Source organism: Desulfosporosinus sp. HMP52 (assembly GCF_000765145.1).
Lineage (GTDB): Bacteria > Bacillota > Desulfitobacteriia > Desulfitobacteriales > Desulfitobacteriaceae > Desulfosporosinus.
In genome coordinates this window covers 1-25,113 of record NZ_JMGA01000003.1, presented here as the reverse complement: position 1 = coordinate 25,113, position 25,113 = coordinate 1, and the positions used below count along the sequence as shown (strand labels likewise).

At 42.7% G+C, this 25,113-nt stretch carries 28 protein-coding genes; 5 read left to right on the top strand and 23 right to left on the bottom strand.

What is annotated here, in order from left to right; translation table 11 throughout:
• Positions 1-273 precede the first annotated feature (273 nt).
• The 9 genes from DP73_RS01340 to DP73_RS23760 form a co-directional block, all read right to left on the bottom strand.
• Positions 274-1,026, bottom strand: a complete 753-nt coding sequence (locus DP73_RS01340; RefSeq protein ID WP_034596897.1) for a Fic family protein — start codon at positions 1,024-1,026, stop codon at positions 274-276.
• Between the two features lie 320 nt (positions 1,027-1,346).
• Complete coding sequence (mbdU, locus tag DP73_RS01335) at positions 1,347-2,282, bottom strand: metal-binding double selenoprotein MbdU (protein ID WP_348982366.1); 936 nt, start codon at positions 2,280-2,282, stop codon at positions 1,347-1,349.
• A gap of 357 nt (positions 2,283-2,639) precedes the next feature.
• Positions 2,640-2,858 (bottom strand): hypothetical protein, encoded by a 219-nt coding sequence (locus DP73_RS01330; RefSeq protein ID WP_034596896.1) that lies wholly within the window; start codon positions 2,856-2,858, stop codon positions 2,640-2,642.
• Positions 2,855-3,097, bottom strand: coding sequence for a 4Fe-4S dicluster domain-containing protein (locus DP73_RS01325; protein WP_034596895.1), 243 nt, complete (start codon positions 3,095-3,097; stop codon positions 2,855-2,857). Before DP73_RS01325 ends, DP73_RS01330 begins: the two co-directional genes overlap by 4 nt.
• A gap of 82 nt (positions 3,098-3,179) precedes the next feature.
• The gene (locus DP73_RS01320) at positions 3,180-3,866 is read right to left on the bottom strand and encodes a response regulator transcription factor (RefSeq protein WP_034596894.1); all 687 of its coding nucleotides are present in this window, start codon (positions 3,864-3,866) and stop codon (positions 3,180-3,182) included.
• A 25-nt stretch (positions 3,867-3,891) separates the two neighbouring features.
• Positions 3,892-5,049 (bottom strand): HAMP domain-containing sensor histidine kinase, encoded by a 1,158-nt coding sequence (locus DP73_RS01315; RefSeq protein ID WP_034596893.1) that lies wholly within the window; start codon positions 5,047-5,049, stop codon positions 3,892-3,894.
• Between the two features lie 691 nt (positions 5,050-5,740).
• Complete coding sequence (locus tag DP73_RS23660) at positions 5,741-5,884, bottom strand: hypothetical protein (protein WP_205623346.1); 144 nt, start codon at positions 5,882-5,884, stop codon at positions 5,741-5,743.
• A 30-nt stretch (positions 5,885-5,914) separates the two neighbouring features.
• Positions 5,915-6,082 carry a hypothetical protein gene (locus tag DP73_RS23265; protein WP_165574365.1) on the bottom strand — a complete coding sequence of 56 codons (168 nt, stop codon included), beginning with the start codon at positions 6,080-6,082 and terminating at the stop codon, positions 5,915-5,917.
• 165 nt (positions 6,083-6,247) lie between these two features.
• On the bottom strand, positions 6,248-6,430 hold the full coding sequence (locus tag DP73_RS23760) for a hypothetical protein (protein ID WP_242865662.1): 183 nt from the start codon (positions 6,428-6,430) through the stop codon (positions 6,248-6,250).
• Positions 6,431-6,807: 377 nt separating this feature from the next.
• On the opposite strand from DP73_RS23760, the gene DP73_RS23655 reads away from it, so the two are divergent.
• Positions 6,808-6,966 (top strand): hypothetical protein, encoded by a 159-nt coding sequence (locus tag DP73_RS23655; protein ID WP_205623345.1) that lies wholly within the window; start codon positions 6,808-6,810, stop codon positions 6,964-6,966.
• 496 nt (positions 6,967-7,462) lie between these two features.
• Here DP73_RS23655 and DP73_RS01305 read toward each other — a convergent pair whose 3' ends face one another.
• From DP73_RS01305 to DP73_RS01270, 8 genes are all read right to left on the bottom strand, one after another.
• A complete protein-coding gene (locus tag DP73_RS01305; RefSeq protein ID WP_034596892.1) occupies positions 7,463-10,609 on the bottom strand; it encodes a molybdopterin dinucleotide binding domain-containing protein in 3,147 nt (1,048 codons plus the stop codon).
• Positions 10,572-11,873 (bottom strand): NrfD/PsrC family molybdoenzyme membrane anchor subunit, encoded by a 1,302-nt coding sequence (nrfD, locus tag DP73_RS01300; protein ID WP_052090329.1) that lies wholly within the window; start codon positions 11,871-11,873, stop codon positions 10,572-10,574. The genes DP73_RS01305 and nrfD overlap by 38 nt, the downstream gene beginning before the upstream one ends.
• Positions 11,874-11,953: 80 nt before the next feature.
• Positions 11,954-12,841: a 4Fe-4S dicluster domain-containing protein gene (locus tag DP73_RS01295; RefSeq protein ID WP_034596890.1), complete on the bottom strand. Its 888-nt coding sequence runs from the start codon at positions 12,839-12,841 to the stop codon at positions 11,954-11,956.
• Positions 12,842-12,961: 120 nt separating this feature from the next.
• Complete coding sequence (locus DP73_RS01290; RefSeq protein ID WP_034596888.1) at positions 12,962-13,606, bottom strand: response regulator transcription factor; 645 nt, start codon at positions 13,604-13,606, stop codon at positions 12,962-12,964.
• Entirely contained in the window at positions 13,594-15,039 is a 1,446-nt protein-coding gene (locus tag DP73_RS01285) for an ATP-binding protein (protein WP_034596886.1), read from the bottom strand. The genes DP73_RS01290 and DP73_RS01285 overlap by 13 nt, the downstream gene beginning before the upstream one ends.
• Positions 15,040-15,043: 4 nt before the next feature.
• Entirely contained in the window at positions 15,044-15,961 is a 918-nt protein-coding gene (gene phnD / locus DP73_RS01280) for a phosphate/phosphite/phosphonate ABC transporter substrate-binding protein (RefSeq protein ID WP_034596885.1), read from the bottom strand.
• 151 nt (positions 15,962-16,112) lie between these two features.
• Positions 16,113-16,301, bottom strand: a complete 189-nt coding sequence (tatA, locus tag DP73_RS01275; RefSeq protein WP_034596884.1) for a twin-arginine translocase TatA/TatE family subunit — start codon at positions 16,299-16,301, stop codon at positions 16,113-16,115.
• Between the two features lie 345 nt (positions 16,302-16,646).
• The gene (locus DP73_RS01270; protein WP_034596883.1) at positions 16,647-17,234 is read right to left on the bottom strand and encodes a peptidoglycan-binding domain-containing protein; all 588 of its coding nucleotides are present in this window, start codon (positions 17,232-17,234) and stop codon (positions 16,647-16,649) included.
• A 574-nt stretch (positions 17,235-17,808) separates the two neighbouring features.
• Between DP73_RS01270 and DP73_RS01265 the strand changes: the two genes are divergently transcribed.
• From DP73_RS01265 to fetB, 3 genes are all read left to right on the top strand, one after another.
• Positions 17,809-18,360, top strand: coding sequence for a Chromate resistance protein ChrB (locus DP73_RS01265; protein ID WP_034596881.1), 552 nt, complete (start codon positions 17,809-17,811; stop codon positions 18,358-18,360).
• Positions 18,361-18,457: 97 nt separating this feature from the next.
• Positions 18,458-19,102: an ABC transporter ATP-binding protein gene (locus DP73_RS01260; RefSeq protein ID WP_034596879.1), complete on the top strand. Its 645-nt coding sequence runs from the start codon at positions 18,458-18,460 to the stop codon at positions 19,100-19,102.
• A complete protein-coding gene (gene fetB / locus DP73_RS01255; protein WP_034596877.1) occupies positions 19,099-19,878 on the top strand; it encodes an iron export ABC transporter permease subunit FetB in 780 nt (259 codons plus the stop codon). The genes DP73_RS01260 and fetB overlap by 4 nt, the downstream gene beginning before the upstream one ends.
• Positions 19,879-19,959: 81 nt before the next feature.
• On the opposite strand, the gene DP73_RS01250 is transcribed toward fetB, so the two are convergent.
• The 4 genes from DP73_RS01250 to DP73_RS21895 all read right to left on the bottom strand — a co-directional run bounded on the left by DP73_RS01250 (position 19,960) and on the right by DP73_RS21895 (position 22,886).
• Positions 19,960-20,184: a hypothetical protein gene (locus DP73_RS01250; RefSeq protein WP_034596875.1), complete on the bottom strand. Its 225-nt coding sequence runs from the start codon at positions 20,182-20,184 to the stop codon at positions 19,960-19,962.
• Positions 20,185-20,351: 167 nt separating this feature from the next.
• The gene (locus tag DP73_RS01245) at positions 20,352-21,320 is read right to left on the bottom strand and encodes a hypothetical protein (RefSeq protein ID WP_034596874.1); all 969 of its coding nucleotides are present in this window, start codon (positions 21,318-21,320) and stop codon (positions 20,352-20,354) included.
• 26 nt (positions 21,321-21,346) lie between these two features.
• Entirely contained in the window at positions 21,347-21,679 is a 333-nt protein-coding gene (locus DP73_RS01240) for a CGGC domain-containing protein (RefSeq protein WP_034596872.1), read from the bottom strand.
• A 244-nt stretch (positions 21,680-21,923) separates the two neighbouring features.
• Positions 21,924-22,886 carry a LysR family transcriptional regulator gene (locus tag DP73_RS21895; RefSeq protein WP_052090328.1) on the bottom strand — a complete coding sequence of 321 codons (963 nt, stop codon included), beginning with the start codon at positions 22,884-22,886 and terminating at the stop codon, positions 21,924-21,926.
• Positions 22,887-23,045: 159 nt separating this feature from the next.
• Between DP73_RS21895 and selD the strand changes: the two genes are divergently transcribed.
• The gene (gene selD, locus DP73_RS01230) at positions 23,046-24,050 is read left to right on the top strand and encodes a selenide, water dikinase SelD (RefSeq protein WP_282432643.1); all 1,005 of its coding nucleotides are present in this window, start codon (positions 23,046-23,048) and stop codon (positions 24,048-24,050) included.
• 164 nt (positions 24,051-24,214) lie between these two features.
• On the opposite strand, the gene DP73_RS01225 is transcribed toward selD, so the two are convergent.
• Positions 24,215-24,790 (bottom strand): tyrosine-type recombinase/integrase, encoded by a 576-nt coding sequence (locus tag DP73_RS01225; RefSeq protein ID WP_165574364.1) that lies wholly within the window; start codon positions 24,788-24,790, stop codon positions 24,215-24,217.
• On the bottom strand, positions 24,726-24,893 hold the full coding sequence (locus DP73_RS23260) for a hypothetical protein (protein WP_165574363.1): 168 nt from the start codon (positions 24,891-24,893) through the stop codon (positions 24,726-24,728). The genes DP73_RS01225 and DP73_RS23260 overlap by 65 nt, the downstream gene beginning before the upstream one ends.
• Between the last annotated feature and the right edge of the window lie 220 nt (positions 24,894-25,113).

Genomic DNA, 25,113 nt, shown 5'->3' with positions numbered 1-25,113 from the left:
CTCTAAGAGTTTACCATAGCGCATGCATATACATCCCACTTATATAAAGTGGTACGAGCCAGGCTGGCATTATCCACGCCTCACGGACACGACATGATCCGCACCAGGAAAAATTCGAAACAAACACCCTAGAAATCGTCGTTAACTAAACAGCGCAACCAACCGATTGAAAAAATTTCAAGCGGAGCATAACGCTTACACAAAGAGGCCGTTTAAGCCTGGTGGGGCCTTGACGGCAGGGTATGATTCAAAAAGTATTATGATTGTTAATTATCACTGTTTCATGTCCGGAACTGCTTGGCTGAAATCCGGAAAAAAATACGCGACCATCTTCTCATATTGATCCTGGGCAGACAGGCAGGTATCCATTAAGTACCCTTTTTCTGTTTTGTATTCTTTCAAACCACGATAATAAAAAAGCTTATATTCATAGTCAATGATAAAAGGCAGGATATCATTCTTCAGGCACTCTTTAAACATGATGATACGGCCCACCCGTCCATTACCATCCTGAAAAGGATGTATGCGTTCAAATTTGTAGTGGAAATCTACTATATTCTCTATTATAATGTCCTTTTTTTGATGATAATCAGTAAGCAGTTTTTGAATTTCCTTGCTGACTTTTGAGGGTGCCGTTGTTTTCATGTCGCCGACCACGTTTGGTCTGGTCTTGTAGTCCCCGACACGAAACCATTCCTTGCGTTCATCGGATGTGTTCCGTTTCAGGAGCCAGTGAAATTGCTTAATCATTACCTCCGTCAGTTCCTCATCCGCATGAGCAAGCATATAGTCAAAACAGGAAAAGTGATTAACCGTTTCAATGATATCATCAACACTTGCAGCTTCATCCTGTTCTATATTGACAGTATTCGTTTCGTAAATGTACCGGGTCTGATCTTCAGAAAGACGGCTACCTTCAATCCTGTTAGAATTATATGCAAGCTTGATCTGTGTCTGATGGTACAGACCGCCTTTGAGCTTCATTTCCTTTTCTTCCAGCAATTGTCCCAATAGGCGTTGCTTCATGAACGTAACCTCTTTCTGCATAATCTCCATATTAATTATACCATATTTTTACTCCGTTACATCGCCTTTTGGTGTCAGCGTAATATGGTTAAATATTCGCAGTATATTACTGCAATTGCGAATCATTAAATCGAAAAAGAGCACCCTTATTTGAGCGCTCTTCGGTCTAAACTGTCATGGATTGGTGTCATCTTAAATTCTCTATCTCCTCTTCAGACATACCTGTAATGTCGGAGATTGACTTGAAATCCATACCCTTCTTAAGAAGTTTTTTTGTTTCTGTCCAATTTCTTTAAGTATGTAAGGCAATCTTTTTCATCTTAATATTGTATCTCATCTTTGTTTATCCCCAATTCTTTTAGAAGTTCATCTTGATCAATAAATTGACCTTTTGCTTTTACTTCTTCAAGATAGGACTGTTCTTCAGCAGTAACAAATTCATGTTCGGACTCATTAATTTCATCCCATTTGTTTTGGCTATCTCTAACCTTTAAATATTTTTCACATTTGCTTGAAAGTAAAATGCTAAGAATTTCTGTTGTATTATCCGTTTGCTTATAATAGGGGCATTTATCTCCTCGGCATTCATGAGGGTGTCGCGCGCTATAGGTACAAACGATCTGATCGGGAGCAGCCAGAGAGACATTAAAGAGCATTTGAGCCGAGGCAACGGCTTCAGTGAGGGCAGCCCTGACAAAAGCCTTACAGCAGCACGGACCAGTGAGATTGGCAATGGCATGAACGATGTTGCCAACAACATTCATGGTCTTCGCTGTTTCCTGATCTTTGGGACACCCTGCTCCTAGAATAACACTAAAGCAGGCTCCAAGGGCTGGGGCGATGCCACAGATACCCGTTAAACCGCAATATCCGCCGATGGCTTGTCTTTTCGTTCGATGCAAAGCTTCGCTAATCTGATCGTCGGTTATTGTGAGCGTCCCTTCGTTTTTTAGTGCTGCGAGAAAAGCGCCGCCAGCGATCCAGGCGTTCTCACATCCTAACATCGGTACCTTTTCATGGCTCATGAGGTGCTCAGCAATCGCAAAGGGATTTTGTTCCTGTGTTGTTTGTATGTCCTTCAAAAGGAACTCAAAAAGATGTTTTCCGTGACAATCGTCACAAACATAATGCCCATTAGGACAGCCAATGTTGCCAATCTCAGTCTTTCCGCATTGGTGACAGGTCATTTCCTTGCCGACACTGAAATAGTCCAGTGGTTGGCCGCACATTTGACAATTCTCTGTGTTGGTCTCCAGTTGATGCTGACCAGCATCGATTTTCGGGGCTCAGCAACTTGCTGACGGTTGAGTAGGGTTTAATGTTTCAGTCATAGTATCCCCCCTAATTCATATTCTTTTAGTTCATTATAGTAGGCAACAATAATGACTTAAACCCCTATTTTCACCGATTGCCAAAAGCCTAAAAAATGTTTGCTCTGCCGTTTTTAACGAGTTCTAAAACGTCTGTCAGATGTCAAAATAAATTTGCGTACCGGTGAGGCCCAGAGAGTTCCAGTTTCAAGTGGCTGCTCATATATGCCTTTCAGTGCCTCGGGATAGGGAGGTTTGGCAATTCGGGCTGTTCCGCCTTTCAGTAAGCTAGCTTAATCCCCGTCAAAAAGGGCCATTTCGCAAAACCTCGCCACCCACTTCCGCAACGACCTCCCGCCAGAGCTGCACAGGCTGCCGGGCCAATTCTGCCGGCACTATCTCCGTTAAACGGATTTGCCGGTCACTGAGGCTTTGTTTAACCTCCCGGAAGGCTGCCGCTGCCTGAGCCTCATGGTACGTAGGCGCACATGCTCCTTTGACATTAGGGGTTAGGAGATTCACCCTATTTTAATCGCCCGCTCATGGCAGTTAATCTGACATTTTCCACACTGGGTGCAGGCGGATGCCTTAATGACATAAGCTCTTGATTTACCCTTGAATTTGATTTTCAATCTCCCAAACATACCAAGCCGGTCATAGTCCTCCTGCTTGATTTCTTTTAAGGCCAGTACCTTAGCCGGACATTTGCTGACACAGACACCGCAGCCATCGCAGCGATTCAAATTAACGTTTACACTCATAAATCAACACTCCTCTGACTACTTTGCACTTTTTCTTTTAATGCTCATTAGATGCACGATTGATAACTGAACTTATAAGTCTTCAGGAATTAAAGCGGTAACCGGTTCCCCAGAGGGTCTCTATATATTCCGGATTGGCCGGATCTTTTTCAATCTTCTTCCTGATCTTTTGGATATGAACGGCCACAGTTGCCAGATCACCATAGTATTCCGCACTCCAAAGCTTATCGAAAAGGTGCTCCTTACTGAACACTAGGTTGGGATTGGAGGCGAAAAAGAGCAAGAGTTCGTATTCCTTGGCCGTGAGCTGCACTTCTTTGCCGTTGACATAGACTTTATGGGCGGCTGTATTGATTTCCAACCCGCGGTAATTGATGATCTCCAGAGCTGAATTCTTACCAGTCAAGCGTTCATAGCGGTTTAAATGGGATTTGATGCGGGCCATCAGCTCCGCTGGACTGAAAGGCTTGGTCAGATAATCATCGGCCCCATAATCCAGTCCCCTGATTTTATCAATATCCTCACTCCTGGCCGACAGAACGATAATCGGAATCTCCAGCTTCAGCCGGACTTCTTTGATAATCGTAAAACCATCTTTTTGCGGCAGCATCAAATCCACAATCAGAATGTCATAGACCCCGGTGAGAGCTTTCTGCAGCCCTGCCTCCCCATCCATAACGATGTCCACCTTATAGCCATTTAGCTGCAGGTAATCCCGCTCCATCTCCGCAATATTTAAATCATCCTCAACGATCAGGACACTTTTCATGATCTCCCACCCACTTTCATGACCTCTATTTCTGAACAGGCAGCTTGATTGTAAAACGGGACCCTTCCCCGCTGATACTGACAACCGTTATTTTTCCTCCCTGGGCCTCAATCAGCTCTTTGGCAATCGCCAGCCCCAGCCCTGTACTCACAAAATCCTTGGAACGTTCAAGGTCAATCCGGTAAAATCGGTCAAAGATGTGCGGGAGCCGGTCGGCCGGAATTCCCGGACCATTGTCTGCGATATTGATGCAAACATACTCCTCCTGCTCAGATAACTCCATGACCACTTTTAAATCCTGCTCCGGACCATATTTCACAGCATTGTCCACGATATTCCTGATTGCCTGATAGACCCGTTTCCCGTCAATCCTGACCGGATAATCCTGGTCTGTCTGATCTCGGTAGGAAAACTCAAGTTGCTTTTCTTCAAATTCAAACTTCAGTTCAATTGCCAAATCTTCCAGGTAGGCTTGGATGTTCAGGATTTCATAATTCATATTTAATTTGTCCATATCCAGTTTAGAGAATAAAAACAGGTCATCAATCAGCTTGTTCATATACACGGTATTACTGTAAATGGTCTTCAGGTACGGATTCAGTTGCTCCGGCTGGGTAACATATCCCTCCATGATCATTTCCAGGTAGCCCTGAATCGACGTGATGGGCGTTTTTAAATCATGAGAAATGTTCGCGACCAAATTCTTTCTGTTTTCCTCATACTCCTGATTGATTCGTTCGCTTTCCTGGAGTTTAAGGGCCATCTCATTAAATGAATGAATTAACTGCGCAAACTCATTTTGAACCTCTGGCTGAATCGACACATTATAATTGCCTTGGCCGATTTCGGTGAATCCATTCTTCAGCTGTTCGATCGGCTTAAAGACCTTCTTTTCCAAGCGCTGGTAAAAGATAAAGTGGACCATTTCCTTGGTAATAAGGATAAGTGCAAAAATTACACCGATGGCCTTCAGTCCCATCCAATAGTACAGCAGGAATAAAAGAAACAGAGTTAAAAGGAAACCGATGGGGCGGAAAAACTTCATGGATCTGCGCATGCTGCGGAATTCCTCGTAATTCCAGTCCGGGAATTCCCCGTGCTTCAAATGACGATATTTCTCATGACGCAACTTTTCTTGATGAAGCCGATGATAAAACTTACGAAAATTATGGTTTGATCTCAACTTTGTTCACCTTCTTCCTAGATAATTTTTAACATTGTTTTTCCCTTTATCATAAACCGCTCTTGTTGTTCTCATGTGTTTATTTTAATTCATAGTTTTAAATATACTATAAAGCAATTTTAAAAACTTTATAAAAAATTAATGGTGGATAGGAATTTTATTTTCTACACATATACGATTTAATCTATTTGATGGTCTATATCAAGGTATTTTTGAGGAAAATTGAGCTGTTGGTTAAATTCCTCCATATCAAATATCCCAGTTCTCATAGGGTGTCTGCTGTTAAAAATCATCTTCATAAGGCTTCTGCATCCTTCCCATATTGGAATCAACTATTACTTGAACAGAATCAGTATTCGGCGAAACATGCTTGAGGGCAATCATATATTGTCGTTTCGCATAGGTACCTGCGCGGAACTTCGGAGGGATGTTACTGCAATTGCGAATCATTTAATCGAAAAAGAGCACCCTTAATTGAGCGCTCTTCGGTATAAACTGTTATGGATTGGTGTCATCTTAAATTCTTTATCTCCTCTTCGGACATACCTGTAATGTCGGAGATTGACTTGAAATCCATACCCTTCTCAAGTAGTCTTTTTGTTACTTTCTTTTTTACCTCTTCTCTGCCTTCTTTTTTTCCTTCTTTTTTTCCTTCTTCTCTACCATCTTTTTCACTTTGCCTTATTGCCTCTCATAACCTCAGTTCAGCTTCTCTAACCGCAGCCATTTCATCTAGGATCGCCTTGCGTCTATCATAATATTCTTCGCGTATCTTTGGATCATCGCTTGACTTTTCCCATTCGTCCATCGCTTGATTCAACACTGGGTCTTGCATTGCAATCTCCTCCAATATCTTTGAATTTCCTTATTCAGAATCACTGCCTTCATCTTTAATGGCAATGACTTTGAGCCCAGGAGACGGCTCCTCATCCATAAATTCCCCTTCTCCCTCCTGCTGTGCTTTTAAAAGGATATCCAGGGCATCTGCGACTCTAGCCGCAAGCTGAAAATACATGGTTTTAAAATCAGGCATCCTAATTTATCCCCCCTATTTCAAGCAGCGGCAAAGCTCCAGGTCATGACCCGATCCTGCCGTCTTGCTTTTATAGGGGAAATTAAAAAGCGCATGCGAGGTTTTTTTCACCCTACACATGCGCTAAGCTTCGTTATTTGCTGAATCCTAAACACCCAACCCCCATCAACCGGAAGCAAACCGACTGTGAACAGAAAAGCAGTCCGCATAACCGATACGCGAACAAATCCTTGCTGCCTGGGTAAGGAATAGGCTGAATCTCCTGCTGCGTGAAGCCGCACAGTCTGCTCCCTGCCGACGTCCCATTACACTCGCTTCACCTGCAGCACAAGCACCTTGCTTGTGCATAAACGGGCAGCATTGTATAATAAAAATGTCGTCGTGGACAGTCTGTTACGTGTAGGTGCTCATACCACCTGCTCGTGCCTGGAAGTGCTGGTAACACTTTCAGGTCACGGCGACTTTTCAATTTCCACCTATTTCTAATTATAGCTTTTTTGACGGGGATTGCAAGGTATGGGAGAAGGGTAGCGGGAAAAAACCGTGGTATCCGCTTCGGATCTTTATGAAAAAACAAACAAAATTAGCAAGAAAAAATATTGTACCAAGAACATATGTTTAATACTATATGGTTAACAAATTGACATCCCCAGCCTTTGTGAAAATTAAATCACTTTGGTTGGTTATGATAATTATTTTACTTCAAATGAACGGAGGTAGACGTTGTGCACTCAGGGAAAAAAGATCATAAAGTCAGTTTGGCGTCTGCTCCATGGACAATGCATGAGTTTTTTGCAGGAAGCGGCTTAGTTGCTTATGGTTTAAAAGATATGTTCCGCCCTGTTTGGGCAAATGATATTTGCTCTAAGAAAGCTGCCGTCTAGAAGGAAAATTTCACAAGCAAGCACTTTGTACTGAATAACATAAAAACATATCCGGGACTGGTTTGCCTTACGCTCATTTGTCTTGGGCAAGTTTTCCTTGTCAGGATTTGTCCTTGGCAGGCTCCCTGGGTGGGATTAAAACTTCATTATACCTTATTGCGATTGGGCTATAAGAGCGGTGCCATCTTGATTAACGCAGCGCTTTTCGTTCCGCAGTCCAGACCGAGGGTTTTTGTGATTGCGATCAGGCAGGACATCCCCATTCCCTAACCTCCTTTGGCCGGAACATTGCTAGCATAAGTATCTCAAGGAATTATTTTACATCATACCGCCTATCGATGTTATCAAAAATGACGAGAGAGCAAAATCACGCTCCTCGTTTTTGATTAGGGCAGTGTACGATCAATTCATGAGCGGGACCCTTAAACAAATAATCAAAAAAAAGCTGACCTAGTCAAGTTAGACCAGATCAGCTTTAAAGTGATCATCAAAAAACTTACACTTTTTGTAACGTTACCCACGTATCATAGAAGGATGCACTTCCTCCAATAGGTTCACTCAACGGTGTACCGCGCAGATTATCATCTAGGCGGAAGATTGGATTCACATGAATGCCTGTGGCTCGTCTCGAATCACCTTTAATGACCACGCCGTCGACTACAACATCACTTGATCCAAAAGCCCAGTGTCCATACCCCGTAGACACAGCAACGACTCCCGGGCGAATTCCTTCCATTGTCTTGACTTTTCCTTCAACAAATCGTTGTTGACCATTGCCCAAATCTTGTACCCCTTCTGGGTTACTCTGTGATTTAACCCGTACCATGTCTCCATTTTTAAGGCCAAGTCTCTGGGCATCTTGTCTACTGATCTGAACATAGTTTTCAGGTTGTAAACTGATTTCAGACCAATAGTTACTAATCGTTCTGGATTGAGTGACAAAGACTTCCTTATGAGTGATAAGCTTAAGGTCTCCTTCCACTTCAACCTTTTTCCCCATGGAATCTTGAATTTCCTGATAGATCCCATAGCCTGAGAAATAGTTTCCACTCATCGAATGCCGGCTGGTCGCCACTTCTTCAATATAGAAACGTTTTATACCCCCTAAAATATAGCGTTGTTGTGACCCTACATAGGCCTTATCGACACTTTCAAAACGTCCACCCCGGTTTAAGACGGTAACGACCTTTCGCCAGTCTTCTGGTTTTACAGCTTTTTGCCAAGCCTGTTGATTAAATACGGCAGGAGACAGATGCCTGCGGCTTTCCGTAAACAAATTCAGTTCTTGGTCATTAGCCTCAGGAACCACATCGCCCTCTTTATCTCCGTAAGCTACATTGGCCATCAGTTTAAGATAAAAATCTTCGGGACGTTTCAGGGGTACTCCAGAGCCAAAAGCATTGGAACCGAAGCCGGAAAGATTCAGTTTCTTAGAAATTGCCATCATTAACGTTTCTAAGGACATAGGCAGCTGTTCCCCGTCAAGTTCTACAGTCTCAGTTAAAGCCGGAATAACGGGCTGGCGTACCGCCGTCGACTTGACGCGAACATGGTGTGGACCTTGACCGACAGACCAGCGCTCCAGATAGGTTATATCCGGGAAAATATAATCGGCATACATACTGGTTTCTCCGATTACAATGTCGCAGGCAATCAGAAGCGGAACTTTTTGAGGATCGAGCAGAGTCCGCAACTGGTGCGTACCCCCGGGAACGGAATACATAGGCGTATGACTGGAAAGCAGAACGGCTTTGATGGGATAGGGGTAACCATCCGCAATCGAAGGCCAGGTTTCCTGAGCGACATTTCCACTGAAAGGATACCAAGGTCTCTTAGCCGGATAGCCGGAAAAGAGGGTGGACTCTTCATACTGCCAAGTTTCCTTGGTAATCGGCACACCAAAAGCGCTTAATTTGCCAGGATGTAATTTGCTCATGTCATAGGGCTTATTTGGTTTAGAACCGATATAATCCCATCCGCCCGCCGGTTTAACAAGGCCGCCCTTCCAATCCGGGTTGCCAATAAGATAATTTAAGGCAATCAGGGCTTGGGCGTTATACCAGCCATTGGTATGCTTGACTGATCCGCGATAAAATTCAACCGCTGCTTTTTTGCCATGGGAGGTAAACTCCCTAGCCACATCGATGATATCCTGAACTTTAAGTCCGGTTATTTCCGCATACTGATCTAATGTTTGTTTAAAGGCCTCTTCTCTCACGAGTTGTAACGAGGTTTTGAGCGGGATCTCCTTAAACACGGTATCAACAAGAATATCCCCTTCAATAGGCTTTTCCGTATCATTAGGATCGACCGCAAAAAAATTCCCACTGCGGTACACAACGAACTGCTCCTTATTCCCAAGCCCCACTTCATCCGCACGCAGGTATTTACCTGGTCGACCATCCTTCACCTTGACCAGATAACTGGCATCACTCCAAGAAGGTTCACTGTCTGCTTTTGCGGCAGCAGAGTTCGCGTTTTCTAAATACTTTTGATCATAGCGATTATTCTCTAAAATCCAGCGGATCATCCCCAGGCCCAAGGCTGCATCTGTACCAGGTTTCAAAGGCAACCATTTCCAAGCTTTGCTGGCGACCTTGGTCAAGCGCGGATCGGCTACCGCAAGTTTCAAGCGGCCACTGGCCAATCCTTCTGTAATGGGTTCGCTTTCCTGCACAGGTCCGTAGTTCGCTTCAAATACAATCGTACCGAGTACTAACGCAAACTCGATGTTAGCCCAATCCGGACGTGGTGCTTTGACCCCACCACTCCACTTTCCATCCGTATAATTCATTGTCGAGCGAACCCAGGCCTTATTACTGGTCTGTCCACAAAGTGAGGTTTTTTCAATCCAGTTCACACTACCCAGAGCATTATTGACAAAACGTTTCGTAAATTCGATACGACCATTATGAATACGGCCCACTTGGAAGAGAAACTGATTATTCTTAGGCCCTAAATCAGGATGGTTCGGATCAATGAGCACATCCAGGTGATCTTTGTACTTTTCCTGGAATTGTGCCACTGTAATTTTCTTTTTCCGTAGGTCGGCAATGTCGGCAGCCATATCTTTCGCTAATTTGGCATCCCGTAAAACTGCAATATCCTTGAGTCCGGGAACCTGACGATCTTCCCCAATCTCATTAAACAATTGCCCACCGTTAACGATTTCATCGACGGCCTGTTCAAAAGGAATCACGTTCCATTTTCCTGATCCCCGGGCACCTGCTCGCTTAAGCACTTTACGCAAGCGATAGGGATCGTAAACATGCTGAATCCCAGCTTGTCCTTTAGGGCAAAGTTTTCCATCCACTCTAACAGCATCTTCCAGAGGCAAGTTATAGGGGAGGTTCGGAACCATGTTGGCTGGGCTATAGGGATTTCCGTCAATCTTAGACAACACCCCATCATATACTTTCGTTTTGATCGAACAGGCAACTGTACACTGCAAACAGCACGTATAAAGAACATTTTCAGGTTTTGCTAATTCATAAGCGTCACCGTTTGTCTCGGTTGCAGCATTGGCTTTACCGATCTTGCCGAAAATTCCCGCTTGAGTCGCTAAAAGTCCCGTTCCTCCAAGAAATGCGGTACTCTTCAAAAAATCACGCCGAGTGAGTTGTCCCTTTGGTGTCGATTCCATAATTTTCAATCCTCCTTCCAGAAGTTTTGGGATCATTGTTGCTAACAATCGGGAGCAATTCCCAGGCAATGCTAAACAGTAATACCACAAAGGCAATGATTCCGAGTGTGCTTAGTATTTCAATGGAACTCGGGAAGTAATCATAAACAAGACGAGAATCCACATAGGCATTTTCTAAACCAGGAATTTGGGGTGAAACGTAGGCCGGGAGGACGAGATTGATGCGCACAGCAATAATTCCAATCACGGTAGACAAACCGGCCAATCCCTTCATAACCTCTGAACCATTTTTACGAGATAAACGAATCAAGAGGATCGGCAAGATAGCAGCCATACCGATTTGACCGAGCCAGAAAATGAGTCCGTATTGTCCGGCGACCACAGCTTTTAGAGAATGCATATCTTCCGGAATCCCGCTATAGAGTCCAACGAGGAATTCCGCTAAAACTAAAATTAGGTCAACTCCAATAAAGAGAATGAGTAGGTTCGTCAAGGACGCAAGAACGTTGGGTTTATCCGAGTCTTTCTTGCCAAAGAAGGCATAGAGAAATGTCACAAGAGCAGATCCGGAAACCAAAGCCGAGACGATAAAAATGATCGGTACAATACTATTGTTCCAAAAGGGTTTCGCAATCTGTACTGCAAAAATGGAGCCTGTTCCCCCGTGAACGCCTAAGGCCATGGGAACTCCAATCATGCCCAAGATTCTCACCCAACGCTCGGCAGTATGGATTTGTTGGTTCCGCTCTTCCGATGTTGTCGAGGTTCTATATCCTAAGGAAAGGACTTTCCCAAGGATTCTGCGAATCCCTATTTGATTCAGCGCCATGGCTGAGAGATCATCCCGCATTACCAACCACAGTTCACCTAGAACAAGTAAGATATAAAGCAGGTAAAAGTGAATTTCCCATTCTAAGACAGAACTCATATTACGATAAACCAAAGTATGCCAAAACCTCTCCGGGTGACCCAGATCGATAAGAACAAACATAAGTCCGGCGACCAGAGAAATTAGAGCGCTTAAGAGGGAGATACGCCCGACCTTTTCCAAGGCATGCATCTTAAACACATAAATCATCGTCGATAACAGAAACGAACCGGCAGACAATCCAATAAAGAAAATATAGAAGACGACCCATAATCCCCAACTAAAATAGCTCGTTAAATTCGTGACATTCATTCCGTCCATGAAACGGACACCTAAAGCCCAGAAACCTACTCCTGTCAATAGGAGCAGCAAACTATAGTAAAAACGCTTCAGCATGTTAACCCTCCTTCTTTATTGGGGACATTCCTCCGAGCGACATATAATTGTTCTTAATAAGGAGGTGTGTCCCCTTTCCTCTAAAGCAAGTAATAAACGTTTGGCTCTGTACCAAGCTCTTCCTTAAGCCGCAGCACACGTGAACTTCCGATCAGTTCAGACACCAAACTTTCTGGGTTACTTTTATCTCCGAAATACGTAGCACGCCCGATACAGGTGGTAACACACATTGGAAGCATTCCAGCATTTAAACGATGTAAGCAAAAGTGGCACTTTCTAGTGTTATTAATGGGAGATTCGTTTTTTGTTCGTGCTCTTTTTTCCCCGTACTCAAAAGCTGGTTCCAATTCATATTTTTGGAGCTCAGGAGTTCCCTCCGTATAGTAATCTCCCCAGTCAAAGGTTCTAGCTCCATAAGGACAAGCTGAAATACAGTAACGACAACCAATACATTTATCGTAATCAATACTGACAATTCCATCCTCCCGTTTGTAGGTAGCTCCTACAGGGCAAACCTTGGTACATGGAGAATTAGTACAGTGCATACAGGGACGCGGCAAAAAGCGGCGAGCAACATTGGGAAATGTTCCGTACTCTTCCTCTATTACAGGTCGATAAATGACTCCGGGTGGCAATTTGTTTTCCGCCTTGCACCCTACGGTACATGATGAGCAACCGACACACTTGCGCTGATCAATAACCATAGCCCACTGTCTTTGGTCAACTGGCTTTTGCATTGCTGTATAAAGTTCCCGTTGCATCCGTAAAACCATCTGATCCTGAGGGATTTGCTTGGAAAGCGACTGAGGCAGTTGCTCCTGCGGTGCACCAGAAGGTTCTGCTTGAACTTTGGTTGCTGATACGACAGCAACTCCCGCTGCTAGCCCAAATGTCGCTTTAGCGAGATCGGATATAATTTGACGCCGTGATACTTTCTGGGTTCCTTCCTCCTTGGTAATTTCGGACATGCCGTGTCCCTCCTATATTTCTGCTAATTATGACAATCATATTTTAATTATATTCTTCACAAACTTTTGACGCATGAAGATTTCTCTTCAAATTTTAAGGCTTGATATAGGGGATTTCCCCTATATCAAGCCTTGTTCCATGGCATAACGCACCAGCTTCGATCGGCTGGTTATTTCTAATTTATCTTTAATTCTGGTCTTGTGATTTTCAACTGTTTTAACACTAATGATCAGTTTTTCCGCAATTTCTTGATTTGAATATCCCAAAGCAACATGCTGCAAAATTTCTTTTTCTCTTGGAGTTAGATCAACAGATCCTCGGCTTTTCCCTTGTCCTTCGGGCTTCATAGCCCGAGTTATAAGATAGCGTTGAAAGCTGGTATCAACATACACTTCTCCTCGATTAACAGCTTTAATGGCTGTTATGAGTTCTACATCTGCCACACGTTTTAAGACAAAGCCATTTCCTCCAGCAGATAACACCTTCTCTAAAAATACAGAATCCTCATGCATTGTTAAAGCAAGGACACGCTGCTCGGGCTTAAGCTCTTTGATCTTCTTAATAGCCTCGATCCCATTTAGTCCTGGTAAACTAAGATCCATGATTACTACATCCATTGAAATCCGGTCCATTAAATCAATCGCCTCTTCGCCGGTGGATGCTTCAGCGATCACTTCAATGTCTCCCTTGTCCTCCAGCACCAAACGTAATCCTTTCCTCATGACCTGATGATCATCAACGAGCATGACCGTTATTTTCTCCATACATTCGCACTCCCCGGGACTTTAACGTAAATGGTCGTTCCTTGACCTGGTGAGGACTCAATCTGTGACGTTCCGCCAAAAGCTATTACTCTCTCCTGGATGCCAAACAAACCAAATTTTCGATTCTTTACTCTATTTGCCATCACTTCCGGTACATTAAATCCAATTCCATTATCCTCTATCGTAAGATTAATATCTCCCAGATGAGAATTTAACATTAGAACAATACTTACTTGACTAGCTTGGGCGTGACGGGCTACATTAGTGAGAACCTCCTGTACAATCCGGTAAAGGGAGCTAGCCACATCCTTAGAGAGTCCGTTGGGAATGTCGGCTATTGTGATGTCCACTTCAATTTCAAACCGTTTTTTGTATTCTTGAGCATATCGTTTGATTGCCTGACCAAGTTCTCCTTCTTCAAGAACACAGGGTCGAAGTTCAGTCACAAGTCGGCGTATCCCACTAAATGTCTCGTCTAGGAACTTCCTAACCTCAGTTAATCGATTTTTAACCTCTTCAAGATTGTGTGCTTCTTCCGCATATTTTAAACCGAGACGAAGAGAAGCTAACGACTGGCTCGTCTCATCGTGCAGTTCTCGCGCCAAGTGAATTCGTTCCTCTTCTTGTAAACCCATAACCTTCTGGGCCAAACCTCGGCGCATGATGCTGAGCTCTTTGATCTTGTGATCTGAAATTTCCATAGTTTCAATCATCCCATTAAACGCTTGAGTTAGCTGCCCGCCTTCGTCCTGAATGCCCGACTCGGGCAAGCGATAGCTCAAATCACCCTCTGCAATGATTTTGGTGGCTTCCATCATTCTCCGATAGGGCTTTGCCAGAATATGCGAGAGCAGGTAAGCAAAATAGATACCCACCAGTAATACAGATAACGTCACAATAATTATGCCCGTTAATAGATTGGATCTGGCTTTAGTTATTCCCTTCACGGACATTCCAATGCGAACGGTTCCTAACTTTCCTCCGGATATGGGTAGAGCGATATCGCGAATTAACCCTTCTTCAGTGTCGATCACACTGACATGATCCATTTCACTAGCTCCGACTTGGTTGGCTTTTAACAACCCACTTGGTAAACCATTCCCAAATGTATTCACTAGCACCTTATCTTCGGGGTCGACAATAAAAATATAGCGAATGTTTTCATTGCTGTTTCGAGCATCACGCACCAAGGCATAAAGTTTAAATAAATCCCAGCGATAAATATATTCCGGGCTGCGATCAGCAATATACTTGCCTGTTGAAATCCCCTGAATATCCAACTGCTGATTCAAGAAAGGATTGATACTGCGTTCGGTTTGGAATATGGCAGCCGCTGCTAAAATCAGGAGCAGGCTTATGACAAGCCCCATAATTTTAGATCTCAATGTAACGCCTAACAAACGGCTTAACGCTTTTTGCAGGACTAAGCTCATAGCCTCACTCCTTAATCAGCTCAAGCAGGTGCCTTACTGAACCATAAAAGTTATCTTCCAACAAATCAAACCGCTCATATCCAGCCATTTTCAAGGCATCCTGCCCTGAAGAATCCTGATCCATATTAATTAGAGCAGCCTGAACGGCTAAATAAGTTTGTTCATCCAGTCTGGGGCTCGCCACAACAGGATTATTGGCATATTCAGGTGAATTATCAATAATTCGGATCGTATTAGTCAACTGTGGTGAACTTGCTAAAGCAGAGGCTAACGTATAATTATCCACTGCTGCTGCGTCTACCAGATGATCGCGAACCGCCGCGATGGAATTGCCGTGACCATAGGTGTAGATATAACTTTTGAAATAATTCAGACCACCGCGTTCTTTCACTTGACTCATGGCATATAAGGCTCCTGATGTGGACTGAGGATCGACAAAAGCAAAGCTGCGGCCTTGCAGTTGTGACCAATTCCGTATATCTGTATTAGCATTTGCGATGATCACCGATTGATAATACGGTGATCCATTCGTAATCGGTACAGCTATCAGACGCTCGCCGAATTTCTCATGACCAATTACATAAGATGATGAGCAGACAAAAGCAATATCTACGTTTCCTTCTTCGATCAAGTCATCGACTTCTTTATAGGTTTTCTTTTGAACCAATTCGACGGGTCGATTTAACTTTTCTGATAGATAATTGGTAAGAGTCTGATATTTGGCTATACTCTGCGTGGGAGATAAACCAACGGCTAATGCAACTCGGAGAGTCTCTTTGGACCCTTGTTCCGGAGACGAAACCGGTTCTAAATTAGAAAGCGTCACATATTTAACCGGCTCAGTTTTACTACATCCGATTAATGATAAAGCAATACCGATAATAGTGAATAAAGTTAAGACCCATCGAATTGTTCTGCTCATCTAATCCACCTCAACGATAATAATATATTTATAACAACATTCTTGGGTCCATTTTTATGGTCACAATGTTGTTTTATTATAATTGAGTTATATTGATACTATCAAATGTCAGTTTTTGGACTGCGTCCAGAGGTTCATCTGAACAATTATCCTAACCTTTTTTTAAATCCTTGGTACTTTCAACATTCTCTAAATCAGTAGTCGCTGATCTAAACTCCTTAATCCCCCGGCCTAAGGACTTACCTAAATCCGGTAATTTTCCGGGTCCAAAGATAATGACCGCAACAACTAGCAATACCACGGCAGTCGTTGGTGTGAGAATTCCAAACGTTGTTAACATACTCATCGCTTCCTTTCATATTGAACGTAAGAAGATACTTGTATCAAACGCTCCTTCTCTAGGCCTTCCCTAATGGGCAAACCGGATATCTGCACTCTGAACATTGGAGATGGTATGATCATTATTGTCTTAAACTTCAAGTTTGTAAATAAGGGAAAACCCCTATCATAAAGGGAACCCCCTCATAATTAACTAAGTAGTGAGATAATAAAAGGGAATAAGCTCGCCCCCCTACCAGGTGTTAGCCGATTCCCATACTTGATCAAATATAGCCGTTTTCCATAGCAAATTTAATTAAGCCCCTTTAAAAATGATCTTCTGGATTGATTCATCCCGTACACCTCCTTAATTGTTCGACAAATTAATTTTCAAGGCATATGCCGATTCACACCCTGAGGAATAAACATCGAGATACTTTATCACTGCACCATCCACAATTCCGTCGGGTTCAAGACCTACATACCTTTGAAAGTCTTTCAGAACTCCCAAAAGTTTTTCGTCAAAGATGCCGTTATAGTTTCCGTTATAGTTTCCGTTATAGTTTCCGTTATAGTTTCCGTTACAAAATCCTGCCTTATTTAAGGCCTTTTGCTGTAAGGTAACATTTTCTTTGGTCATTTTTAAAACGACACGATTACCCGTTGCTAAAGGCTGAGGAACCTGAATGGCTGTGCTTGTAGATCTTTGGATGTCCTTCTGAAAATCTTGCGGCGACTGACCTACTACCCAAACCTCGGAACCATTAAACGATTCGGGAATCGTAGCAGCTTGGAACTTACTAATTAATTCTTGTTCCCTTTCCTCGATCTCTCGCGACTGTTTCCTTTCCTCCACCACCTTCATGCTGTTCTCATCCAGATTTAACCCAGCTAATAACCTAAACAATGACAGTGGGATTAGTAGCAGCACCAGAATCAACAGGGCTTTCTTCATTAACTCAACTCCTTTAAGCCCGTTAAAAGAAACATTAAATTTATTAATAGAACGTCTTTATTTTATCTATATTGATAAACTTCTCACAATGGGGAAAACCACTACAAATAAACAAAGAGTAGGGTTTTCCCTACTCTAATGAAAAAGTTACTATGTTGGATTACATTAATACAAATTTCTCTTCTAAGTTTTTATCATCCAAGTTACTGTCAGGGTGGTATTTTTTAGCCAATTCCCGGTAGATGCCTGATCATGTTTATATCAGCTTCATCGGGCACTCCGAGAATATTTCTGGCTTTTTCCTTGAGTTCAACTGTCATCTACAGCCCCCCTCTCATTCCATCCAGTTACCCCCTTATATGCTAATTCCTGATCTCATTTTCAAAAAATTGAGGATAAGCAAAGGCATCAGATATCCTTTTTTGCATTTCGCCACTTGACTAAACACGAAACGAGTGTTACATTTTGAATAAAATAGGTGTTTTATTAACAGTCTAATAATCATTTACTTTGAGTTGCAACCTTATCTACAACTAATACTTTCTCAAGTTCGGACAATGAAAGAGGTAAGACAATGGAACTAACCAATAAATGGCTTGTTTTATTCTATAAAATTCCATCGAACTCAAGTACCAGCAGAGTATATATCTGGCGGCAGATTAAAAAATTAGGTGCACTCTATATGCAGGACGGTGGGGTCATTCTTCCCTACTCCAAAGAAAACATGGTAAGTTTCAAGAATTTAAATGATAAGATTAAGGAATTAAACGGAGATCCTACCATTTTAATCTCTTCGTTTTTTGACAGTGAAAAGGAGAACGTTATCATTGAAGAATTTAAGCATACAAGAAACCTTGAATACAAAGAAATCTTGGAACAATGCGGCAAATTTTTTGCAGAAATAAAAAAAGAAACTGAAAAACACAATTTTACTTCGGAAGAACTGGAAGAAATAGAAGAAGAACTTGATAAGTTGAAAAACTGGTATGAAAAAGTAAAGAAAAGAGATTTCTTTCAAGCTTCCATGTCAGATAAGGTAAACGAAACCTTAGAGGAATGTCATAAAAGGCTTGAAGAGTTTTCCGACAAGGTTTATGAAGCCATCGTTATGAACAGGAATTTGTAATTATTCTTACGGAGTGAGTTGGGAGACTCGAATTATTTATCATACAAAGAATTGAGAAGACATAAGAGAAAACCTTACGCCAATGGGAGGTGTTTTATTGTTCAGTTTAAATAATGTTCGATTTAACAATATTTTAGATATAAAACATCTGAAAATTCCCAGTAATAAAGTCACGTGTATCGTTGGAGAAAGTGGCAGCGGTAAATCTACTCTTTTGCGGCTATTAAATAATCTAATAAGTTGTGACAGCGGTGAAATCTCTTTCAATGACCGCCCTTTGTCCACTATTAACTCAGTCGAGTTGAGGCGGACCATCGTTATGCTTCCCCAACAACCGGTAATCTTCCCCGGAACCGTTAAGGATAACCTTCTAATAGGGTTGAAATTCGCCGAAAAGCCCTTGGTTGATGAGGAAAAACTTCGGCAAATCTTAAGAATGGTAAGTTTAAGCAAGGAACTTTACGAAGACAGCGATAAACTGTCCGGTGGTGAAAAACAACGGCTGGCTTTAGCTCGAGTGATCTTACTTGACCCGGAAGTATTTTTACTAGATGAGCCTTCTTCTGCCCTGGATGAAGAGACAGAGCGAATTATCGTTGAAATGTTAGTTGCTTATACAAAGGATACTAATAAAACGTTGATCATGGTTACTCATTCCAAAAAAGTCGCCAAAGATTATTCCGATAACATCATCGAAATTAATCAAGGTAAAGTTGTTAACTATACGGAGGATCAAGTATGATCAGTGTCATCGACCTGCAATTATGGCAGATGATTGCAGCCTATGTCTTTGTGTTAGTATTAATGCTAATCACCAAATTGAAGGGAATTCCCAGAGAAAAGGAAATTCTAATAGCTTCCGTAAGAATGACAATACAGCTTATTCTTACCGGGTATATCTTGGTCTACCTTTTCGACGCTCCTTCCCCACTGTACACTATCCTTATCTTAATGATCATGGAGATTTTTTCTGTCTACAACATTATCAAGAGAACGAAAACCGCAATTTCACCAAAACTTAAGCAAATCATAGCCTTTTCCATGATTATTGGCACAGTGTCCTGCCTGCTGTTTTTTTTGCTTGTAGTAATCCAGATATCCCCTTGGTATGACCCGCAATACTTCATCCCTATTGCCGGAATGCTTATAGGCAACTCTATGACAGGTATTTCCTTAGGAGTTAATCGCTTGGTTGATGGAATGCAGAAACAAAAATATTTAGTGGAAGGTGCCTTAATGCTTGGGGCTACGCCAAGAACGGCTGCGAAACAAATCGTTGATGATGCTTTTGACTCGGCAATCCTGCCTACCATTAATTCCATGGTGGGTATGGGAATTGTCTTCTTACCAGGTATGATGACCGGTCAAATATTATCCGGCATTTCACCCATAACAGCGATAGAATATCAAATTGCGGTTATGCTTGGTATACTCGGAAGTGTGACACTAACAGTCATTCTTTTTGTACAATTAGGTTATAAAACCTTCTTCAACGAACAACAACAGCTCAAAATATGACAATAATTGAATATCTTTCATATGCTTAAACCAAGAGCCAGCAGAACTTTATCTCAAAAGTCTGCTGGCTCGATTTTTCTTTTACTGACTGTCCATCTCCGTAACATAGAACCTGCTAATTCTGTAACTAGCTTGCAGAACACTTTCTAGAATTTGATCATAGGATATTTTTTGGGAGTCATAACGAACAAAAGCTTCCCGATGCTTTAGCTTATAAAACAAAATCCCTTCTAACTCTCCTAGGACTTGTTGCAAAGCAATATTGTCCGATTCTTCCAAAACCAGAGTTATTTCAGCGGTAGCCATTCCTATCACGCCTTCTTGACTCTATTCGCTCGATAAAACTTAGCAAATACGATGAAATAAATTATTGAAGCTAACAGGATACTTAAATAATTCACAATGGAAAGCATAGAACTCGGATAATAATTTCCGAAGGTGTAAACCCCCAAAACTTGGGAGCCAACTAACGCTCAAACCATAGCCCACTGAGTCGGGAAATAGTCACTTTTAAGAAAATAATTTTTGAAGTAATCAGTCATTAAATATACTGTAACTATAACCCAACCAATTGCTATGAGGTAAGAAAATGTGACAAAGAAGAAGGATGCTAATTGAATATCAAAGGAAAACCAGGTCTGCAAGTAGAGCATGATTTTATAATAACTTATCGCATACAAACAAGTAATGGGTACGATCAAAAAAAACGCGGGTTGTATTTGATTATCCGGCAAATTGGCGGATTTTAGTTGTTGGTAAATCAAATAAACAAGTTTAATAACAAGTAAGAAAGAACCCATACTCAAAGCAAACAGAGTTGCAACAGCTGCGATGGAAGCAATCACTCTGTTACCGGCCATGGAGGCTATTCCTGCCCCGGTTAAATTGACTAACCCAAAGGCAAAAACGTCAAGCAGCCAGACGAAATTTAACTTTGTCACATCCAACGGCTGGCTTAACCAGCTTTTAAGCATTGTAAATTCCAGTTTGAGCAGCATTAACAACAGAAATCCAAACATGATCAAGCCAGGCAACATCATTCCTTGGATATTGGCATGTAGTTGCGGAATAAAAAATGCTAAGGGAGCTAAAATCACATTCATAGTCATAGACAGGGAGGCGATGGGGACACAAATGCCTGTATTTCTTGAAGGGGGGCCACTCATAAACTCTTTGTAACCTTCCTTAGCCGCAAGCCATTGAATAAGGTCTTTGGAAAAAACAACAATTGAAAGTAAGTTGATAATGGTAAAAATCAGCATAATCCCGATTAAAGAAACATACAAGCGGGTTTGCAGTGTTGTCAAACTTGCCCAGGGGATATCCGATAACTTAATTGATCCTGCTCCATGAGGCACTGCAAACTGCAGATAACTGAAGGCCATGAGTGTGATACCCCCGGCACCTAAAGGCACCTGGAAATTAAATGGTGAGAACTTCAAAATACTTCCTCCCTAAGCTCATTCAATTAGTGTGTCCAAGTAATTAAGGGTACTTCCGGACCGACTTTTTTTTCGACAGCACTTTTGATGCTTTCAAAATGGGGACATGGGAAACCGATTGGGTTACCTTTGCTCATACAAGAAGCAAAGGTAATAATTTCCGCACCTCTCTCAATCATTAGTTTAGCTCTGGCAACGGCTTTCTTGCCAGGGCATCCGCCACAAGATACAAAACCGATGACTTCAACAGGGCCTGTTTCGGCGAATGCCAGTTTACCTTCACTGGCAACTTTAAAATCTGTGTTTCCCGGACATAAATCCTCAGTCTGCTGACAACGGATGATTCCGACTTTTGGCATAAACTTCCCTCCAGTTTTGTGTTATTTGTTTGTTTTACATTTTTACTTTGTTTAATTGTCGGTGTCTATGTTGTTTATGCTATGTTACCACAGGCGATGCTATAATGGTTATGCATTGTTATCATAGATATTATGCATTTTCGACATATCTAGATGAATAATACAAATTAAAGAATTATAAAACAAAAAGACTCACAGACATTTTGCAGTGAGCCTTTTGTTCTCTGCCGGTTTTACCCGGGCATCATGTATTGATTAATTTATGAATAACTCCAATAAATAAAAGGGCCGGATTAGGTAAGCGAAAATCTTTAGGATATGTTAAAATGACTGGGTAAGTGCAATGTAGAGGGACCCCTGACAAAGCCCCCAGCTCAAGTTCTTCCTTGATTAAGCTTTCCGGTAAAATACTGCTGCCAAAACCGTTAAGCAGGAAGGTTTTAATTCCTTCTAAAGAGTCAACGGTTACGGCTGCATCGGCAGGAGATTGCTCCTCAGGAAGAAACTCTTTATACTTAGAAAACAAGTCAGCTAAGGGAGGAAAAAGAAAGGGAGAATATTCAGCCATAACTTCGGCAATTCTGGCGTTATCGGGAAAACCATTCCTTGCCGGGTTCTCCTGTGAATTCCACGCTGTCGTGAGATTGGCCAGGCCTGTGGTTTTCAAGGCGGCTCTGGAGCCGGGTTTCGCCGGAGTGACCAAGAAAAGTCTTTCTTGGTACAGCGGTTCAAGGGTAAGGGGTAAATTATCTGCCGGTTCTGCCCCGCAGAAGAAGGCGAGGTCGATCTCTCCTCCGGCCAGAAGATTATATAAATCGCCATGAGGATGAGAACGAATCTGAAGCTGCAGGCTCGGATAGCGACGGTGAAATTCCCCCGCAAAACGAGGTAAGAAGTAGTTGCTCAAATATCGGTCCGCGGCTACTGTAACCGTTCCCTGACGCAAATCCCGCAGGTCTTGAATGGTCCGGTTGGCCTGCTCTAAGGTTCTGATAATCTCTTCGGCATAGGCTAAGAGCTTCCGCCCAGGTTCGGTAAGGGAGACATGATTCGCCATCCGGACAAACAGCGGTAAGCCGATTTCTGTTTCCAAGGACGATATCTGCCGGGAAACCGCAGGTTGGCTTAAATATAAGGCTGCGGCAGCTTTAGAAAAACTTTTCCAGCGCGCAACTTCATAAAAGGCTCTTAAATGCTGAATGTCCACGCTATACTCCTCCCGCATAGGCTTTCTGATTTCGCTGCATTTCAAGCATACATAAAATTATGATACGCTAAAATAGATAAGGAGGCAAGGCAATTGACAGATCTTAATCGTTCAATCCGGCTAACCAATTATTCTCCCGGATCTGGCTGAGCTTGTAAAATAGGTCCGGAGGACCTAAGCATTCTTTTATCTTATTTGCCCAAACAGAACGTTCCAGGTTTGCTGTCCGGTCTGGATGATGATGCGGCTACCTATAGTGTCAATGATAATTTAGCCATCGTACAAACTCTGGACTTCATTACCCCGGTGGTTGATGATCCGTATTCTTTCGGAGCAATAGCGGCTGCCAATGCCATCAGTGATATTTACGCCATGGGGGCCCGGCCGATATTTGCTCTGAATATCGTCAGCTTTCCCATTAGGACCATGCCGATGGAAACCTTAGGTGCCATTTTGGCCGGTGGTGCTGCGAAGGCCGGGGAAGCCGGATTCACCATTGTCGGCGGCCATTCTGTGGATGATGCTTCTCCAAAATATGGTCTTTCCGTAACAGGACTGGTTGATCCGCATAAATTAATCCGCAAAAACGGTGCCCTTGCCGGGGATGCCTTAATCTTGACCAAACCTCTGGGCACCGGAATTCTTGCCTCAGGGATTGATGCCGGGATCGTGGGGGATGAGGTAGAAGCAGCTCTTACTTCCGTTATGCTGGAACTTAACCTCAAAGCCGCCCAAGTTATGCAGGCCTTTCCTGTTCATGCCTGCACGGACGTTTCAGGATTTGGTTTACTGGGCCATCTCAGAGAAATGTTAAATCCGGATTTATCTGCACACCTTGACTATGACAAGCTGCCGATTTTACCCCAGGTTTGGGATGTACTTAAATATGGCGGAATTTCCGGGGGGACTCATTCTAATGCTCGCTTTTTAGGGGATCAAGTTCAATGGGAAGAAAAAATAACGTTTTTTGAACAAATGGTTCTATTTGATGCCCAAACCTCCGGAGGCTTACTCATGGCCGTTCCGGCAGAGGCGGCTGATTCAATGATCTCTGAGCTAACCCGTGCAAAAACTCTTGCCGCAAATATCATTGGCTATATTGATAAACGAAAAGATTTTCCAATTAAGGTTCAAAGGGGTTTGGGAAGTGAAAACCCCTTTTAGCTATCCAATACAAGTACAAGATTAGAGTGAAGAAGACGCGGATGTTTATCCGCGTCTTCTTCCTATTTATCCCACTAGTAAGCATTAATTAACTTTCCCCTCAATTCTTATTTCAGTCCAGCCCTCTCCATATCATATTTCTTTCTGGAATAAGGCTTCTTGTGTCAATGACTCAGCGACAATTTTTCTACGGCATTCGCTTTATCCTGCTCAGACGGCTGAGTGTATATATTTGTAGTATTTAAACTCTTGTGTCCCAAGACTTCTGCTACCATTTCCAGCCCTTCATCAGCTTTAATGAGGTTCTGAGCAAACGTATCCGCAGGGTGTGAGGATGTAAATCTGGCAGTTTGCCTAGATATGCGTACCTGGTCTATGACCTGCCGAATTCCGCTGGAGGTTAAACGACCAGTTCCCTTCCCCCGTTGACTCAAAAATATTGGTCCATTTGTACGACCGTTCAAATAAGCGCAAAGAGCCTTCCTAGTATCACTGTTGAGGGGTACAGTGCGGAATTTACCCCCTTTCCCCATTCTTACCTTGAGACTTCCAGAACGATCCCCTATGGTGAGATCTTCGATATCTAAAGCAGCTACTTCGCTAATTCGAAGGCCCGTGTTAAGCATAAGGGTTATCAGCGCAATATCTCTTGGTAGACTTTGACTTTGAATTTCCCTATTTAGAATCACGGCTTTCATCTTTAATAGCAATGACTTTGAGCCCCGGAGACGGCTCTTCATCCATAAATTCCCCTTCTCCATCCCGCTGTGCTTTTAAAAGGATATCCAGGGCATCTGCGACTCTAGCCGCAAGCTGAAAATACATGGTTTTAAAATCAGGCATCCTAATTTATCCCCCCCTATTTCAAGCAGCGGCAAGGCTCCAGGTCATGACCCGATCCTGCTGTTGATTGTCAATGAAAATTGACCCCTTTTTCATAAAAGTTTCACTCAAAACTGACCCTGGTACTATTGGATAAAAGGGGTCAGTTTTTCATCCAATTTTGACCCCCTAATTCAATTGATTGTTAAAGTGTAACCATCTCGCTGAAGACGTTCAGAGT

Bases quoted from the DNA above. Each gene is read 5' to 3' on its own strand.
- DP73_RS23660 (WP_205623346.1), bottom strand. From the start codon at position 5,884: ATGCAAGACCCAGTGTTGAATCAAGCGATGGACGAATGGGAAAAGTCA.
- DP73_RS01295 (WP_034596890.1), bottom strand. From the start codon at position 12,841: ATGTCCGAAATTACCAAGGAGGAAGGAACCCAGAAAGTATCACGGCGT.
- fetB (WP_034596877.1), top strand. From the start codon at position 19,099: ATGATCAGTGTCATCGACCTGCAATTATGGCAGATGATTGCAGCCTAT.
- DP73_RS23260 (WP_165574363.1), bottom strand. From the start codon at position 24,893: ATGCCTGATTTTAAAACCATGTATTTTCAGCTTGCGGCTAGAGTCGCA.
- tatA (WP_034596884.1), bottom strand. From the start codon at position 16,301: ATGTTAACAACGTTTGGAATTCTCACACCAACGACTGCCGTGGTATTG.
- DP73_RS01240 (WP_034596872.1), bottom strand. From the start codon at position 21,679: ATGCCAAAAGTCGGAATCATCCGTTGTCAGCAGACTGAGGATTTATGT.
- phnD (WP_034596885.1), bottom strand. From the start codon at position 15,961: ATGAGCAGAACAATTCGATGGGTCTTAACTTTATTCACTATTATCGGT.
- DP73_RS01270 (WP_034596883.1), bottom strand. From the start codon at position 17,234: ATGAAGAAAGCCCTGTTGATTCTGGTGCTGCTACTAATCCCACTGTCA.
- DP73_RS01325 (WP_034596895.1), bottom strand. From the start codon at position 3,097: ATGAGTGTAAACGTTAATTTGAATCGCTGCGATGGCTGCGGTGTCTGT.
- DP73_RS01340 (WP_034596897.1), bottom strand. From the start codon at position 1,026: ATGAAGCAACGCCTATTGGGACAATTGCTGGAAGAAAAGGAAATGAAG.
- DP73_RS23265 (WP_165574365.1), bottom strand. From the start codon at position 6,082: ATGCCTGATTTTAAAACCATGTATTTTCAGCTTGCGGCTAGAGTCGCA.
- DP73_RS01250 (WP_034596875.1), bottom strand. From the start codon at position 20,184: ATGGCTACCGCTGAAATAACTCTGGTTTTGGAAGAATCGGACAATATT.
- DP73_RS01225 (WP_165574364.1), bottom strand. From the start codon at position 24,790: ATGAAGAGCCGTCTCCGGGGCTCAAAGTCATTGCTATTAAAGATGAAA.
- DP73_RS01290 (WP_034596888.1), bottom strand. From the start codon at position 13,606: ATGGAGAAAATAACGGTCATGCTCGTTGATGATCATCAGGTCATGAGG.
- DP73_RS23760 (WP_242865662.1), bottom strand. From the start codon at position 6,430: ATGCACAAGCAAGGTGCTTGTGCTGCAGGTGAAGCGAGTGTAATGGGA.
- DP73_RS01265 (WP_034596881.1), top strand. From the start codon at position 17,809: ATGGAACTAACCAATAAATGGCTTGTTTTATTCTATAAAATTCCATCG.
- nrfD (WP_052090329.1), bottom strand. From the start codon at position 11,873: ATGCTGAAGCGTTTTTACTATAGTTTGCTGCTCCTATTGACAGGAGTA.
- DP73_RS01305 (WP_034596892.1), bottom strand. From the start codon at position 10,609: ATGGAATCGACACCAAAGGGACAACTCACTCGGCGTGATTTTTTGAAG.
- DP73_RS01320 (WP_034596894.1), bottom strand. From the start codon at position 3,866: ATGAAAAGTGTCCTGATCGTTGAGGATGATTTAAATATTGCGGAGATG.
- DP73_RS01285 (WP_034596886.1), bottom strand. From the start codon at position 15,039: ATGAGCTTAGTCCTGCAAAAAGCGTTAAGCCGTTTGTTAGGCGTTACA.